Below are 16,233 nucleotides of genomic sequence, written 5' to 3'. Positions count from 1 at the left end.
CCAAATTAAGGCCTTAACGTGACGGACACTTTTACCAAATTATCGGCAGTAAAAAACGCTGATTTATCTTTAGCACATGTATTTACGTCTAAAACTCAGCATTTACCAGCTTACTGCCAAATCGCAAGTTCCTTTTTGGTCTTCAATGCGGCGCTGAGCCAATTAGCAGGTGAAAAAACGGAAGTACAAAATGTACCATCACTTTCATCTTCGCTTGAATTGGTTGTGTTTGACAACCTAACACTGCAACATTTGGTGCAAATAATCGATATCTGCCATTTGGAAATTATCGCTTTAAGTGCAATCAATGAACGAAATCAACGCACCAGCTATCGTTTTGCTGCCGTTACAGAAAACCTCGAAAAGAGTAATCAATCACTGATTGAATATTGTCAACAACATCAACTAGAAGCAGCTCTTATTAACAATGCACCAAAACTAACAACGCCTGGACTCTTGGTGATGGACATGGACTCAACCACGATTCAAATTGAATGTATTGATGAAATTGCTACGTTAGCGGGTGTGGGTGAACAAGTGAGTGAAGTAACAGAACGTGCCATGTTGGGCGAGCTGGATTTCAGCGAAAGCCTGTACCAGCGTGTTGCCACGTTAAATGGAGCTTCTGAGACGGTATTGTCACAAGTTGCAAGTGATATTCCTTTAATGCCCGGATTAAAAGTGTTATTAGCAGAACTAAAAGCACATCAATGGAAAGTTGCAATCGCATCAGGTGGTTTCACCTATTTTGCCGATCATCTGAAACAGTTACTAGATCTGGATGCCGCTGTTGCCAATGAACTAGAAATCATAGATGGCAAGTTGACAGGTAAAGTGCTTGGGCGCGTTGTCGATGCGCAAATAAAAGCACAAACGCTAACTGAATTAGCGCAAAAATATGGCATATCACATCAGCAAACTGTTGCTATGGGAGATGGTGCTAATGACTTAGCCATGATGCATAGTGCACATCTTGGCGTTGCATTTCACGCAAAACCTATCGTACAAAAACAAGCCGATAGTGCAATTAATACTAGCGGCTTAGATTTATTACTGCACTGGTTAGCCTAGTGCATTCAGATTTGCGGTTGAGGGTGAAAACTCATCCTCTTTCATGATGCGATAGCGTGTTAATGCTTCTTGTGTGATATCAAAAACTTGCACTATACCTGCAACACTATATATATCTTGCTCCAGCTGTTTACCACGATGAATGGCATAGGAGCTGATATAGCTTAATTCAGGATTTAAATAATGCATATCTGGCGTTTTTGTTCTTGATAACTTAACTTGGAAGCAGAAAAAGTCACCTCGTTTTAGCGCCTTACGAATAAATAACTTCTTCACTAAATCAGTTGGCAGCTCAGAAGCGAGCTTGGCAGTAACAGACTGGTCAACGGGTTTATCGCCGAATTCAATTGCAACATACAACATATCAACAATAGGTTCATCTTCAGCCTGAAGCTTTTTCAGGGTTGAATGCATAAAACTAGTTGCTTGTTGATTGGCCAACAAGGGGTACAAGTTATATGTATTAACTCGGTCGCTCAGCCTTTTGCAATGTTCAAGAAGTTCAGTTCTTTCTGCGTTTGTGGTTATTTTCTCAATTTTATAGCGGCTACCGCTGGTTTGAATAATCATTGATAACGCGGTCGAACTGCGACTATAAATATTACGTAGTGCTTTAGCTAACCCGGGACTAAACAAAGCGTATTCATCAGGGGTTAACTTGTGGCGATTTTTTTCTATTAACGCTTTAAAGAAAGCTCGGCCAATGTGTTTATGTTTTTCAACATGCACTCTTAAACTTATCACCGTCTTGTCTTTATTTACCCGCATCACTTCATACGGTAGATCTTTTAGCTCAAAAGCAGAGGTAATTTTTTGCAGTTGTGGAAAAGATAAATAAACAATATCGCCTTTGTTTAAAACACTCGCTTTATTTAATTCTATTTTTAATCCTAACGTTGAGAAATCTTCGGATACACCATCCCAACTTACACCAGCTGAAGCAATTTGCGCTTGAGTTTTATATTTAAACCGAGACTCTGAGCGTTGATTATTAAAGTTAATCCCTACTTCATCCATTGCCAAAGGTTCAGCAAGCCTTTTATGTCCAAACTGTTTCAACTTTGACGTGTTAATGTCTTGGTAAGCTAGTCCCTTGTAAAAGTCGACCAATTCATTAGTATGTATTTTGTTGACCACAACAATGTTGCTCAAGCGCGATAAAATCGCTTTAACATCATCTTCCACTGGCAATGCTAAGTGTTGATCTTTAACCGTTAATGAAGTTGATAGCGTCATTACGGTTTCAGCTCTAGATTCAACAACCGGTAATAGCTGTAACTGATGGATGGCAAAACTGGGTTTATTGCTAGCAAAACCTAAAAACTCGTTTGCAAACGCTTTGTCATGGTCTAGTTGAACGGAGTCTGCAGTGTAGAAGTACGACTTTCCTTGGCTATGATGAGTGAAACTAAAAACTAGTAAGCTTTGTCCGTCGGCGACGTCTTTTTTCAGGCGCAAAATGCGTTCAGGGGTGATTAAAAAGTTTAACGTAGAGTTCTTTTCTTCATCTCGCCAGTACTGGTAAATGCGCTGGTTATTAGGACATGTGAGCGCGTACCTTGGTAAGGCGTCAATACCATTGTCTTCTAAAAATACAGGCAGTTCACTTGATTTAGGTAAAACAAATTGTTCAAACGTCCTAGCTTGCAACGCACTGATAGAATTATCTAAATTAATTTTATAACGACGCTTATTCCCTTGGATAAAACCTTTTAAAAACTGCTTAAAGCCATCTCTGGATTCGTCACTAATATAGACACGTTGTAAACCTATCAGTTGGATATTATCGACTGTTTGTTGATTACGAACTTCGTAGCTAAAAATTTCATCTTTTTTAAACTGAAAATCTTCTTCAAAGCCTGTAAAACGTATTTGTAATACTTGCCTTGTCGCTAAATTAATCGGTTTACTTAATCTAATTTTACAGCCATTCACACTTATGTCTGAGCTTACGGCCTCAATCACATTATTTTCTGACAAAACCATAACCAACTGAATTGCAAAATTCATCCGCTCATCACGACGATTATAAAATGGTCCAAAGTTTTGTATGGTTGCAGGATACTGTGTTTTTTCGAATACTTTAGCTGTTGTTTGTTTAGGTACTTGGCCTTGCAACGAAGCAGTTTTTTCTTTTTGATACATAACCCTGAAGTTATTCTCAGTGTTCATTACCGCTTCATAAACACCAAAAGTATAAGCTCCATAAGCTTCAACAGTTTCTTGATAAACGTTAATTGCTACGTCATCTAGATAATGAACACGTCCATCATGCTCAAATGCACGGCACTCACCGTCGACATGACCGCGCAAGTCAACAAGTCTAGTACAGGGCGTAGCCAAACGTTTTAATTCCATCTTCAGAAGAAAACGCTCTGTTTTATTTAAAGAATCCGTGCGTTGAGCAAAATTTGCTTCAAAATCATCAGCGAGCACTATCCCTCGAAACTCATCGATAATCGCTTGATATTTTGAAAAATCTTTAATCATCTATTTATTTAATTCTATGCAAAAAAGCTGTTGTAATTTTGTTAAACAAATCCATTATAATGAGATCTCTCTATTTGTCATAGACTAGTATTTACTCGTTTATAAAACAAATTTTAAAGCAATTTCCATACCTTAACGTAGAAAACAATATGGCAAAAAATAAAGTCGCTTACGTATGTACTGATTGTGGCGCAGAATATTCACGTTGGCTAGGTCAATGTAACGAATGTAAAGCTTGGAACACTATTTCTGAATTCAAACAAGCTAAAGCCCCCAAAACTAGCTCGCGATATTCAGGTTATGCTGGTCAAGTAGAAAGTAAAGTCCAAACTTTAGATACCATTGATCTTGCTGATTTGCCTAGGTTTTCTTCAGGGTTCAAAGAATTTGACCGAGTATTGGGCGGCGGAATTGTGCCAGGCAGTGCCATTTTAATAGGTGGAGAACCTGGAGCAGGTAAATCCACCCTATTGCTACAAACCATGTGTGCACTGTCAGAACAAATGCCTACCTTATATATAACGGGGGAAGAATCATTACAACAAGTGGCAATGCGCGCTAAACGACTAGGCTTAAAAGCGGATAAATTAAAACTACTGTCAGAGACTAGCGTGGAAAATATTTGCCATATTGCCGAACGTGAAAAGCCCAAGATCATGGTAGTAGATTCAATTCAGGTCATGCATATGGCAGACATTCAATCGGCACCGGGTAGTGTATCTCAGGTTCGTGAAACCGCTGCTTTTTTGACACGTTTTGCCAAACAAAACCATGTTGCTATGTTACTTGTTGGCCACGTAACTAAAGACGGCTCATTAGCTGGCCCAAAAGTATTAGAGCACTGTATCGATTGCTCTATTATGTTAGAAGGCAGCACAGACTCTCGCTACCGCACACTTAGAGGCAACAAAAACCGCTTCGGTGCAGTAAATGAACTGGGTGTCTTTGCCATGACTGGCACAGGGTTAAAGGAAGTCACTAACCCGTCAGCAATTTTTTTGACACGTAGTGAAGAACAAACACCTGGCAGTATCGTGATGGTGCTATGGGAAGGTACTCGGCCTTTGCTCATAGAAATACAGGCTTTAGTTGATCATTCTGCGCTTGGTAACCCTAGACGAGTCGCCGTTGGCGCTGAACAAAATCGACTCGCCATGTTACTTGCTATTTTGAATCGCCATGGTGGTCTGCAAATGAACGACCAAGATGTGTTTATTAATGTTGTTGGCGGTGTAAAGGTTTCTGAAACCAGTATCGATTTAGCATTAACATTAGCTTTAGTCTCTAGTTTTAGAGACCGAGCATTACCGCAAGATTTAGTCGTTTTTGGCGAAATTGGATTATCTGGTGAAATTCGTCCTGTACCTAGTGGACAAGAACGAATAAACGAAGCGGCAAAACACGGCTTTAAACGAGCCATTGTGCCTTACGCTAATTTACCTAAAACCACTATTGAAGGCATGGAAGTGATTGGTGTCAAAAAACTCAAAGATGCATTAGACGTCATTTGATATAACTAAAAACCATTAGAAATCAGCTAGTTTTGGCAATAGATTAATGGCTTGATAATAATTTAAGGATAGCGAATGAAATATCTTGTGATATTAGTTTTGGTACTTAGTACGACACTTTGCCAAGCTCAAGCCAAGGATAATCCTTTTGTAGGCACTTGGCAGTTAGTTTCTGGTGAATATGTTAACGAAAAAAATGAACTAGTAGATTACAAAACGTTAGGCATTAACTCACAAAAAGTGATCACTCAACGTCACTTTAGCTTTGTCTCTATGGCAAATGGTAAATTTTGGGCAGCCGGCACTGGCACCTACAAACACACAAGCGACGAATACTCAGAGCAGCCAACCATGGCATCTTTTGCCATGGAAAATGGAGGTAATTATGTGTTTAAGTATGAAATGAAAGGTGAATATTGGCACAACAGTCGCTGGCATGGCGACAAGCGCGTCGAATATGAAGTATGGCAGCGTATCGATTAATTAAAGCCATGATGTCAGCACAAGCTAAATACAATAACGGGTATTTAGCTTGCTTTTACACCTTCCAATAAATCTAAATCTTTTTGTTTGGTCAATATAAAATCAATAAAGGCCGCTAATTTTTTTGATTTCAAACTCGCCTCTTGGTAGACGATGAAAAAATCAACCCATCCCGGCCATAAAGTACGACAAACAGCTTGTATGTTACGGTTTAACAATGCTTCTCTGGCGTCAAAACATGAGGTATACGCAACACCAATCCCAGCTACCGCTGCTTTTATTGCTTGTTTTGGCGACTCCAACAGTAACTCGGCTTTAGGTTGAAAACTTGTGATTTTCCCCTGCTCTTTAATTAACCATGGAAAAGGCCTGCCTTTTGCGCCAATATTGATCGCTTTCTGTTGCTTCAGCCAAGCTAAATCTTCTGTAGTGTTTTTTTTAATTTTCCAACTCGCTGGTGCAAATAATCCATATTCTAAACTAAACAATTTACGTTGCAGCATATCTGAGTCTGGTAGTGGACCTTGGCGAAAACCGATATCGATATGCTGGTCGTAAAAATCCAAATACTCATTACTGCCAATAACTTGGACATTAACCTTAGGATATAACAGCTTAAACTCTATTAACCAATCACTCAGTGGCCATTCGATAAACTGCAGTGGTGCCGTTAATTTCAATAAGCCACAGACCTCAGACTGGCTTTCTTTCCAGCGCTGCATTTGCTGAACGTTAACCTCCAAGTCTTTAACAAGTGAGACAAACTCTACACCAGCTGGTGTTAAGCGTAAGTGTCTAGTGTTTCTAATTAAAAGCTGTGTATTAAGCTGCTTTTCCAGTTGCGCAATCCGCCGACTAACAGTGCTGACAGGGACATTTAACTGCACTGCACACTGTGAAAAAGAACCACATCGGATAACATTCAACAGCCACAAACTAGCTTCTAAATCCATAACCTTCCCATTTTTGATAAACAGAAGCTCAATTTATCCCACTTATCATTAAATTAAAATGATTTACGATAGCGACATTAATGTAAAGGAGAAAGAAAATGATCCACCATGTAGCTGTCGTTGGCGCAACAGGTATGTTAGGACAACCTGTAGTAAAAGCTCTCTTATCTGCAGGTTACTCAGTAAAAGTAATTACAAGAGATGTGACAAAAGCTAAATGTCTATTTAACAATGTTAATGTAGCGTTTATTCAAGCAGATATTTTTGATGAAGAGTCGCTTAAAAAAGCGTTACAAGGAGCGGAAGCAATTCATATTAATTTGAGTGGCAATAGCCCACAAAGCTATATTAAAAATCATGTAGAAGGCACTCAAAACATCTTAAAATGCTCAGACACCAGAAGTACAAAGCTTATCAGCATGATTTCAACTGCCACTGCCTACCCAGAAAACAATGTTAGAGCAGATACAAAGGCAAAACTAGACGCAGAACGCTTACTAAAAGAAAGCCCTTATCCTTACATCAGTTTCATGCCAAGCTGGTTTTATGAAACACTTAACTTATTAGTTGACGGTGACAATGTTACTACCATGTGTAATGCAACTCAAAAACTACATTGGCTTAGTGCGGATGACTTTGCTCAATCGGTTGTTCAAAGTTATGCTAATTTAAGCTTATACAACAGAAGATTAACCCTAATTGGCCCACAAAAATTGACATTAATCGAAGCCGCTAATCAATATGCTCACACAAAAGGACTCAACCGAGTTCACTTAAGTAATGACGAAGCTAAAGCTTATGCAAATGAAGTTAATGACGATACACTTATCGACGCAGTAGATTTACTCGAATACACCGAACTGGTTGGCGAAAACATTGCGCCAGAAACATTGGCACATCCTTTAAAGCACACAACTACGCTGTCAAAGTGGCTGGCGACAAATTAAAATCTAACAATTTGTTTTTTATTTTACTCCCTCCTTGATGACGAGCTAAGGCCTTTGGTTTGACTAAACCAAAGGCCAATTCGTTTAGTTTTACTTCACTTGTCGTAACAATTTTGTTACTTGTCTGATCAAAGTTGACTTTATGTTATCAGACGCCAATATAGTTCGGGTCAAAATAACGATAAGAGACAACTCTATGAAAAAGTCACTCATTGCCATTTCAGTCGCTTCTATTTTATTAAGCGCCTGCGGTAGCGAAAAAAGCACACAAAGCGCACAGCAACAACCACAACAAGTAGAAACAGCTAAAGCAGCGCCAGCAACTGCTGGAAAAGCCGAGTTAGGCACCTTTGGTGTTGACTTGACAGCACGTAATTTAGAAATTAAACCTGGTGACGACTTCTTTATGTACGCCAGTGGTACATGGTATGACAACTATGAAATGCCAGCCGATAAAACTCGTTTTGGCGCTTTCACAGCGCTTGCTGAACGTAGTGAAAAACAAGTAAAAGAAATTATCGACGACGTTACTTCGCGCACTGATTTAAATGCCGATGAAAAAATGGTTGCTGATTTTTACAACAGTTTCATGGACACTGAAACCATTAACAAGCTTGGCATTAAACCAATTCAATCAACTCTTGACGCAATTGCAGCAGCAAAAAATGTTGAAGATTTGACTAAATTGTTTGGTCAATCTTGGTTAACTGGCACAACTAGCCCAATTGGCAGTGGTATGTCGTTTAACCGATTAGACCCAGACAAATATGAAATGTCTGTTGGTGCTGGTGGTTTAGGTATGCCTGACCGTTCTTATTACCTAGAAAAAAGTGAGCGTTTCGAAAAAATTCGTACAGCTTACGTTGCCCATATTGCAGAAATGTTAAGCTTTGCTGGCGTTGAAGACGCTGACACTAAAGCAAAAAATATTTTAGCGTTAGAAACTAAGATTGCTCAAGGCCACTGGCCTCGCGAAAAGCGCAGAAACCGTGATTTAACACTGAATCAAATTAATCGCGACAACCTAAACAAAGAATACCCAGGATTTAACTGGGATGTTTATTTTGCGCAAACTCAATATCAGGTACCACAACTGAATGTTACGCAACCAGAACCTGTAAAAGCAATGATCGACTTGATCAATAACGAAGAGTTAAGTGTGTGGAAAGACTATATGACTTACCATACTATCAGCAACAACTCTGGCTTATTATCTGAAGAAATTTATGCCGCTAACTTTAAGTTTTACGGCACTGAGTTAAGTGGTCAACAAGAGCCTCGCCCTCGTTGGAAGCGTGCAGTTTCTCAAATGTCAGGCACTCAATCTTTAGGTTTTGCAATAGGCAAAATCTATGTTGCACGTTACTTCCCTGAATCATCTAAAGAAAAGATGGCTGATCTGGTTGAAAACCTACGCACAGCATTGGGTGAGCGTATTGATGGCTTAGATTGGATGGGTGAAGAAACCAAAAAGAATGCCCATGCAAAACTGGCGGCATTTACACCAAAAATTGGTTACCCAGATGTTTGGCAATCATACGAAGGCCTTACAATCTCGTCTAATGACTTAATGGGCAACATTAAAAATATTCGTCAATTTTTCCATGACGACAGTGTGTCAAAAGAACTAGAAAAAACCGATCGTAACCGTTGGGGCATGACACCACAGCGCGTTAATGCATACTACAACAGTTCGTTTAACGAAATTGTATTTCCTGCCGCTATCCTTCAGCCTCCGTTTTTTGATCCAAACGCAGATCCAGCGGTGAACTACGGCGGTATCGGCGCAGTTATCGGTCATGAAATGGGTCATGGTTTTGACGATCAAGGTTCTAAGTCTGACGCTAACGGTATTCAACGTAACTGGTGGACTGACCAAGATCGTTCAGCATTTGAAGCAAAAGCTGATGCATTAGCAGCTCAATATAGCAAATACGAGCCAATTCCAGATAACTTTGTTAATGGCCGAAACAGTCTTGGTGAAAACATTGGTGACGTGGGTGGTATTGCCATGGCATATCATGCTTACAAGTTAAGCTTAAATGGCAAAGAAGCACCAATCATTGACGGTTTAACTGGCGATCAACGTTTCTTCCTAGCTTGGGCACAGGTTTGGAAAGAAAAACGCACTGAACAAAGTATGTTAAGCCAATTACGTGGCGGTACTCATGCGCCAGGTCGTTTCCGTGCTTTAGCACCTCGTAACCATGATGCATGGTACAAAGCATTTGACGTGAAAGAAGGTGATAAGTTGTATTTACCACCTGAACAACGTGTACGCATTTGGTAATAACCAATCTTGTTGGTAAAAAGGCTGCTTTGCAGCCTTTTTTATTGGTGTTTTAAAGGAAAAATCAATGCTTTGCTTGGGCAATAAGCTTTTGCCATTCATTTGTAATAGACATATGGCTTATCGCCGGAAAGTAGAATACATTTTGTTTTATCATCATCTGTTGAACACTTTCGCGCCCAAGTGCGGCATTTAGAATATTTATCAGATTTTGCCCTTGTGGCGTTTTAGAACATGCAATGTATCCATGAGCAAAACCCGCCCCACTTTCAATTTGAAAAGCATTTATCCGCTCAATTAAACCTGTTTTATCGTTTGCTTTTAAACTGTTATCAACAACTGTTGGAAATTCGACAATAGCGTTTATCCGGCCACTTAACAGCATATCCATGATTCTATTAGTGCTATTTAATCCTTCCACCACAATCAGTTTTGTTAAGTTATCCTGCAATTGTTTATCAGTGTCTTTACCGTAAGAGCGGCCTGCTTGAATGGCAATTTTAAGTTGATATTTTTCAATTGCCTCTTCAATGGTAAGTTCATCAGGCAGATGAGGGACATCTATAGTGATCAGCTGATTAGGCGGAAATATTTGAATAGGCAGTTCAGAGAATATCGCACTTTGTTCCCGTTCAACCGTTTTGATTTTATTGTACAGGCATACATTGTCATGTGATGTTAATTCTAACCATTCGCGCTTTCTACTAGCGCCAATGTAAACAAACTTTAGTTGCTCAGCAAGTTCCCGTTTTAAATGCTCGATAACTAGGCTAGCACCCGTCAATTTTTCAGTTTGTGCAAGTTCATCAGAAACAAAGATTATTTCTACAGGTTCATTGACTAACGCATGGCTGTGGCCGATAAAAACGACGTTAAATACCAATAAACACGCAATAACCCTTACATTCATGAGCAACAACCAAACAGCATTGAATATCACTAAGTATAGCTAAGATACGCTTTGTCGCTGTTTGGATTTTTTTTAGTGTGGCTAAGCTAATGACAATTTGATCAGAATAAATAGCTCGCCACTAATATTGCTGAGCTTATCATCTGTCAATTTTACTAGTGCACCTCTTGCCACTTCACTTTCTCCCTGCTCGGTCGATAGCGACAAGTTAGCGAGTTGTTGTTGCGACAAAGTGATGTCTGGTGCATAAATAAATAGCAATTCATCGTGCCTGATATTTAAGGGTGAATGAAGTAACTGTGGCTCAACAAAGGCATGAATTTCTACATGATATAGACCTTCTTTAGTCATCAAGTTAAGATCAAATATCTCACCATTAACTAAGGTACCTGTTGTTTTACTCGAACCATAAAAACTCGAATGCTCTAGCAGATTAACTAAACGGTCTGTTTTTCCGATGCCATTTAGCTCATGATGTAACTCAATACCATTACCGGCAATAAGGAACAAGTTACGCTCAACGCCAGTAAAATCAGAAAATGCACCATTTTCACTAACGGTAGCAATACTAATTCGCCAGTCAAAATTATCTAACGTACCACCATCACTAATAGCAAGTTCGGTCGTTACGCCCTTGCCATTTTTCCATGGTGTTTGCACAAATTGTGTTTTATCAATAATGTTCAGCATGGTTTAATCTGGCTCATAATCAAGGTTTGCCGATAACCAACGCTCAGCTTGCTCTATGGTCATATCTTTACGTGCTGCGTAATCTAACACTTGGTCTTTAGCTATTTTTGCCACGGCAAAGTATTTGCTATCTGGATGTGCAAAATACCAACCACTAACCGCGGCACCTGGCCACATGGCATAACTTGAGGTTAATTCCATGCCGATATTTTCTTCAACACTAAGCAGCTTCCACAACAAGCCCTTTTCCGTGTGATCAGGACAAGCAGGATAACCAGGAGCCGGGCGTATGCCCTGATACTGCTCTCGGATCAAACCATCATTGTCAAATGATTCATCGGCAGCGTAGCCCCAGTAGTCTTTACGAATTTGCTCATGTAAATATTCGGCAGCCGCTTCTGCTAAGCGATCGGCAACCGCTTTAATTAAAATACTGTTGTAATCGTCGTGCTCTTTGTCATATGACTTGGCTAATTCATCAGCGCCAAAACCAGCAGACACTGCAAATGCGCCCATGTAATCATCAACACCAGAATCTTTATCTGCGACATAATCGGCTAAACAGCGGTTATATTGCCCTGCTGGCTTTTTGCTTTGCTGACGTAACTGATGCAAACGCATCAAGGGCGTTTGTTTAGCTTCATCACTAAACACCCACAAATCATCTTGAACACTGTGTGCTGGAAATAAACCAAATACCGCTTTTGCAGTTAATTTATTATTAGCGATCACGTCATCAATCATGGCATTAGCATCGTTATAAAGCTTAGTAGCTTCTTCGCCGACCACTTCATGGCGTAATATTAATGGAAACTTACCCGATAACTGCCATGTCATGAAAAATGGCGTCCAATCGATGTAGTTTCTCACCACATTCAAATCTAAGTTATCAAGTACGGTGACGCCTAACTTTTTCGGTTTAACTGGTGTGTAATCATCAAAGGTAATTGGCGTGCGATTAGCGCGCGCATCTTCGATGCTGATCAGGCTACTACGCGGCCCTTTTTTATAGTGACGCTCACGAACACGTTCATATTCTTTGTCTTGACGAGCAATAAAGTCGCCACGTAACTCTTTTGATAACAAGCTACTCACCACAGATACCGAGCGCGATGCGTTTGGTACATAAACCACAGGCTCTTTGTATTGGTGCTCAATTTTTACTGCAGTGTGGGCTTTTGATGTTGTAGCGCCGCCAATTAGTAACGGAATTTCGAACTCTTGACGTTGCATTTCTTTGGCAACATGTACCATTTCATCAAGTGATGGAGTAATTAGACCCGATAAGCCTATCACATCAACATTTTCTTCTCTGGCCACACGTAAGATATCTTCACACGACACCATAACGCCTAAGTCAATGATCTCAAAGTTATTACACTGAAGTACTACACCAACAATATTTTTGCCGATATCGTGCACGTCACCTTTTACTGTTGCTAGCAAAATTTTACCGTTTGAACTGGCTTCGGTTTTTTCTTCTTCAATAAAAGGCTGTAAATGCGCTACTGCTTGTTTCATTACCCGTGCAGACTTAACTACCTGTGGCAAGAACATTTCACCGGCACCAAACAAATCACCTACCACGTTCATACCATCCATTAATGGACCTTCAATCACATCCAATGGTCGGCTTGCTTCTAAACGGGCTTCTTCGGTATCTTCGACAATAAATTCATTAATACCTTTAACTAAAGCATGTTCAAGGCGCTTAGTCACTGGCAGTTCTCGCCATGCTAAATCGACCTTGCTGTCTTTGGTACCGCCTTGACCACGGTACTTCTCTGCGATATCCAATAAACGTTCTGTTGCACCGTCATCGCTGTTTTGAATAACATCTTCAACCGCTACTCGAAGATCTTCTGGTATATCAGAATAAATGGCTAGTTGACCCGCGTTAACAATGCCCATGTCCATGCCATTTTTAATCGCATGGTATAAAAACACGGCATGAATCGCTTCACGAACAGGGTTATTGCCTCTAAACGAGAATGAAACGTTAGATACACCACCCGAAATCATGGCATGTGGTAAGTTTTGCTTGATGTCAGCAACCGCTTCAATGAAATCAACTGCGTAATTGTTGTGCTCTTCAATTCCGGTTGCTACAGCAAAAATATTCGGGTCGAAAATAATATCTTCGGCAGGGAAGCCAATTTCATCGACTAAGATGTGGTAAGCACGATGACAAATTTCGTATTTGCGTTTGCGTGTATCTGCTTGGCCTACTTCATCAAACGCCATAACAATAACGGCAGCGCCGTAGCGACGTAGTAGCTCAGCTTGTTTTCTAAATTGTTCTTCACCTTCTTTTAGTGAAATTGAATTTACAATGCCTTTACCTTGAATGCACTGTAAACCCGCTTCTAAAATGTCCCACTTGGATGAATCAAGCATGATGGGCACTTTGGCGATATCTGGTTCACCGGCGATTAGGTTCAAAAAGCGCACCATGGCAGCTTTTGAGTCCAACATGCCTTCGTCCATGTTGATATCAATAATTTGTGCGCCATTTTCTACTTGCTGCAAAGCAACGGCAATCGCTTGATCGTAGTTCTCTTCGGTGATCAAACGTCTAAAAATGGCTGAGCCTGTTACGTTAGTACGCTCACCAACGTTAACAAATAAAGTGTCTTCTTTGATGGTGAGTGCTTCTAAACCAGATAAGCGACAAGCGATCTCTCTTGCGGCTATTTTTCTTGGTGTAATACCAGCAACAGATTCAGCCATACCTCGAATATGCTCTGGTGTTGTACCACAACAACCACCAATAATATTTAAAAAGCCTGCTTGCGCCCACTCTGCGACATGTGTATTCATATCGTCAACGCTAAAGTCATATTCTCCAAATGCATTTGGCAGGCCAGCGTTAGGATGAGCAGATACAGCACAGTCACTAATACGGCTCATTTCTTGAACATATTGCCTTAATTCAACAGGTCCTAGAGCGCAGTTTAAACCAAACGAAATCGGTTTAGCATGACGTAAAGAGTTATAAAACGCTTCCGTTGTTTGACCAGATAAAGTGCGACCAGAAGCATCGGTTATCGTGCCTGAAATCATCACAGGCAGTTTATAGCCAAGCTCATCAAATACCGTTTCAACTGCAAATACCGCAGCTTTAGCATTTAAGGTATCAAAAATGGTTTCGATAAGAATGATATCTGAACCACCTTCAATTAACGCTTTGGTTGATTCGATGTACGCATCAACCAATTCATTAAAGGTGACATTACGATAAGCTGGGTCATTAACGTCAGGAGAGATAGAACAAGTGCGGTTAGTCGGGCCCAAGACACCAGCAACAAAACGCGGTTTATCTGGTGTTTTTGCGGTATATTCATCACAAGTTTTACGAGCAATTTGGGCTGCCGCTAAGTTGATCTCAGCACTGTGCGCCTGCATATCGTAATCAGCCATCGCGATAGTCGTCGCATTGAAGGTATTCGTTTCAATGATATCTGCGCCGGCTTCAAGGTACTCAGCATGAATCGCTTTGATAATATCAGGCTGAGTAAGCACTAACATATCATTATTACCCTTTACATCAAGATGCCAGTCGGAAAATTGCTCACCACGATAATCTTGCTCTTCCAGCTTATATGCTTGGATCATGGTGCCCATTGCGCCATCAAGTATTAAAATACGCTCTGCAAGTTGCTGTTCTAACAAAGTGTAAGACGCTGATTTGTTCATGTTACTGCTGCTCATCTCAATTAAATAATGGTATCTGGGTGAATGGCTTTTACGCTACGACTGTCTAGTTGATAAGGCGTAATTTGATAAACGTAGTAGTTCAGCCAGTTAGTAAATAATAGACTACCATGGCTCTTCCATGAACAATGTGGCGTTTGACTAACGTCATCACTTGGATAATAGTTTTCTGGTAATTTAACCGCATCTTTCGCTTGAGTATCACGCAAATATTCATCATGTAGTGTATTGGCATCATATTCAGGATGACCAGTTAGATACACTTGTCGTTGGTCTTTACTTGCTACCAAATACACCCCTGCTTCAGGCGATTCAGCCAAAATCTGTAAACTATCCACCGACTGATAATCTTCTCGCGATATATAACCAAAACGTGAATGAGGCACATTGAAAAACTGGTCAAAGCCACGTGTTAATGGCTCTTTGACATCTAGTGGGCTGTGTGCAAAAACACCTGATAGTTTTTCATCTCTTAAATGACGCTTTAAACCATAGTGATGGAACAAAGCAGCATGTGCTGCCCAACACGAAAACATGGTAGAGGTTACATGTTCTTCTGCCCAGTCAAACACCTCACATATTTTGTCCCAAAACGTCACTTTTTCATATTCCATGAGCGCTAAAGGTGCTCCGGTGATGATTAAGCCATCGTATTGTTTGTCCTTAATATCGTCGAACAAATGATAAAAATTTTCTAAATGCTCGGTCGGTGTGTGTTTAGATTCATTGGCATGAATACGAACAAAGTCGATATTAATTTGCAATGGCGTATTCGACAACATACGGCAAATTTGAATTTCCGTTTCAATTTTATTAGGCATCAAATTTAAAATAGCCACTTCCATTGGACGGATATCCTGATTGGCAGCACGATGTTCTGACATAACGAAAATATTTTCATTATCAAGCACTTGTAACGCAGGAAGCTGGTCGGGAATTTTAATGGGCATTGTTGACACCTAATCGCAATTTACTTAGCTAAGAATAGCATTTGGAAACCTAGTTTAGTCTAGCGTGTAATGTGCCTTGGATTGCTAGATATGTCAACATCTAAACGTATAGACGTCTAAATGATTTTGATATGAACTTAACCTAAGTGTTATATACATGAGCGATGAGAACTCAGCTAATCTATCGACAAAGAGATTATTCATGATGAAATCATAGGCTTAAT

Annotated in this window: 11 protein-coding genes; 5 read left to right on the top strand and 6 right to left on the bottom strand. The window is 40.1% G+C overall.

Annotated elements, in window-relative coordinates; all coding sequences use genetic code 11:
* Positions 1 to 18 precede the first annotated feature (18 nt).
* Positions 19 to 1,071: a phosphoserine phosphatase SerB gene (gene serB, locus IE199_RS06065; RefSeq protein ID WP_229854558.1), complete on the top strand. Its 1,053-nt coding sequence runs from the start codon at positions 19 to 21 to the stop codon at positions 1,069 to 1,071.
* Here the strand turns inward: serB and IE199_RS06060 are convergent.
* Positions 1,063 to 3,561 (bottom strand): PilZ domain-containing protein, encoded by a 2,499-nt coding sequence (locus tag IE199_RS06060; protein ID WP_189768283.1) that lies wholly within the window; start codon positions 3,559 to 3,561, stop codon positions 1,063 to 1,065. The two genes, serB and IE199_RS06060, sit on opposite strands and share 9 nt — an antisense overlap.
* Positions 3,562 to 3,710: 149 nt before the next feature.
* Here IE199_RS06060 and radA point away from each other — a divergent pair, with 149 nt between their 5' ends.
* Both radA and IE199_RS06050 read left to right on the top strand, forming a co-directional pair.
* On the top strand, positions 3,711 to 5,072 hold the full coding sequence (gene radA, locus IE199_RS06055) for a DNA repair protein RadA (RefSeq protein ID WP_189768275.1): 1,362 nt from the start codon (positions 3,711 to 3,713) through the stop codon (positions 5,070 to 5,072).
* A 75-nt stretch (positions 5,073 to 5,147) separates the two neighbouring features.
* A complete protein-coding gene (locus IE199_RS06050; protein WP_189768273.1) occupies positions 5,148 to 5,555 on the top strand; it encodes a hypothetical protein in 408 nt (135 codons plus the stop codon).
* Positions 5,556 to 5,599: 44 nt separating this feature from the next.
* Here IE199_RS06050 and IE199_RS06045 read toward each other — a convergent pair whose 3' ends face one another.
* Positions 5,600 to 6,508, bottom strand: coding sequence for a LysR family transcriptional regulator (locus IE199_RS06045; RefSeq protein ID WP_189768271.1), 909 nt, complete (start codon positions 6,506 to 6,508; stop codon positions 5,600 to 5,602).
* A gap of 98 nt (positions 6,509 to 6,606) precedes the next feature.
* On the opposite strand from IE199_RS06045, the gene IE199_RS06040 reads away from it, so the two are divergent.
* Both IE199_RS06040 and IE199_RS06035 read left to right on the top strand, forming a co-directional pair.
* The gene (locus tag IE199_RS06040; RefSeq protein WP_189768270.1) at positions 6,607 to 7,455 is read left to right on the top strand and encodes an SDR family oxidoreductase; all 849 of its coding nucleotides are present in this window, start codon (positions 6,607 to 6,609) and stop codon (positions 7,453 to 7,455) included.
* 196 nt (positions 7,456 to 7,651) lie between these two features.
* Entirely contained in the window at positions 7,652 to 9,745 is a 2,094-nt protein-coding gene (locus tag IE199_RS06035; RefSeq protein ID WP_189768268.1) for a M13 family metallopeptidase, read from the top strand.
* Positions 9,746 to 9,809: 64 nt separating this feature from the next.
* Here IE199_RS06035 and IE199_RS06030 read toward each other — a convergent pair whose 3' ends face one another.
* From IE199_RS06030 to IE199_RS06015, 4 genes are all read right to left on the bottom strand, one after another.
* Positions 9,810 to 10,655 carry a hypothetical protein gene (locus tag IE199_RS06030; protein ID WP_189768266.1) on the bottom strand — a complete coding sequence of 282 codons (846 nt, stop codon included), beginning with the start codon at positions 10,653 to 10,655 and terminating at the stop codon, positions 9,810 to 9,812.
* A gap of 81 nt (positions 10,656 to 10,736) precedes the next feature.
* Positions 10,737 to 11,345: a HutD/Ves family protein gene (locus tag IE199_RS06025; protein WP_189768265.1), complete on the bottom strand. Its 609-nt coding sequence runs from the start codon at positions 11,343 to 11,345 to the stop codon at positions 10,737 to 10,739.
* Positions 11,346 to 11,348: 3 nt separating this feature from the next.
* Positions 11,349 to 15,041, bottom strand: a complete 3,693-nt coding sequence (gene metH, locus IE199_RS06020) for a methionine synthase (RefSeq protein ID WP_189768263.1) — start codon at positions 15,039 to 15,041, stop codon at positions 11,349 to 11,351.
* 20 nt (positions 15,042 to 15,061) lie between these two features.
* Positions 15,062 to 16,009, bottom strand: a complete 948-nt coding sequence (locus IE199_RS06015) for a homoserine O-succinyltransferase (RefSeq protein WP_189768261.1) — start codon at positions 16,007 to 16,009, stop codon at positions 15,062 to 15,064.
* Positions 16,010 to 16,233 lie beyond the last annotated feature (224 nt).

It is taken from the genome of Thalassotalea marina, from assembly GCF_014656435.1.
Taxonomy (GTDB): domain Bacteria; phylum Pseudomonadota; class Gammaproteobacteria; order Enterobacterales; family Alteromonadaceae; genus Thalassotalea_C; species Thalassotalea_C marina.
Note: the sequence above shows the minus strand (reverse complement) of the source record. Positions and strands in the feature narration are given on the sequence as shown.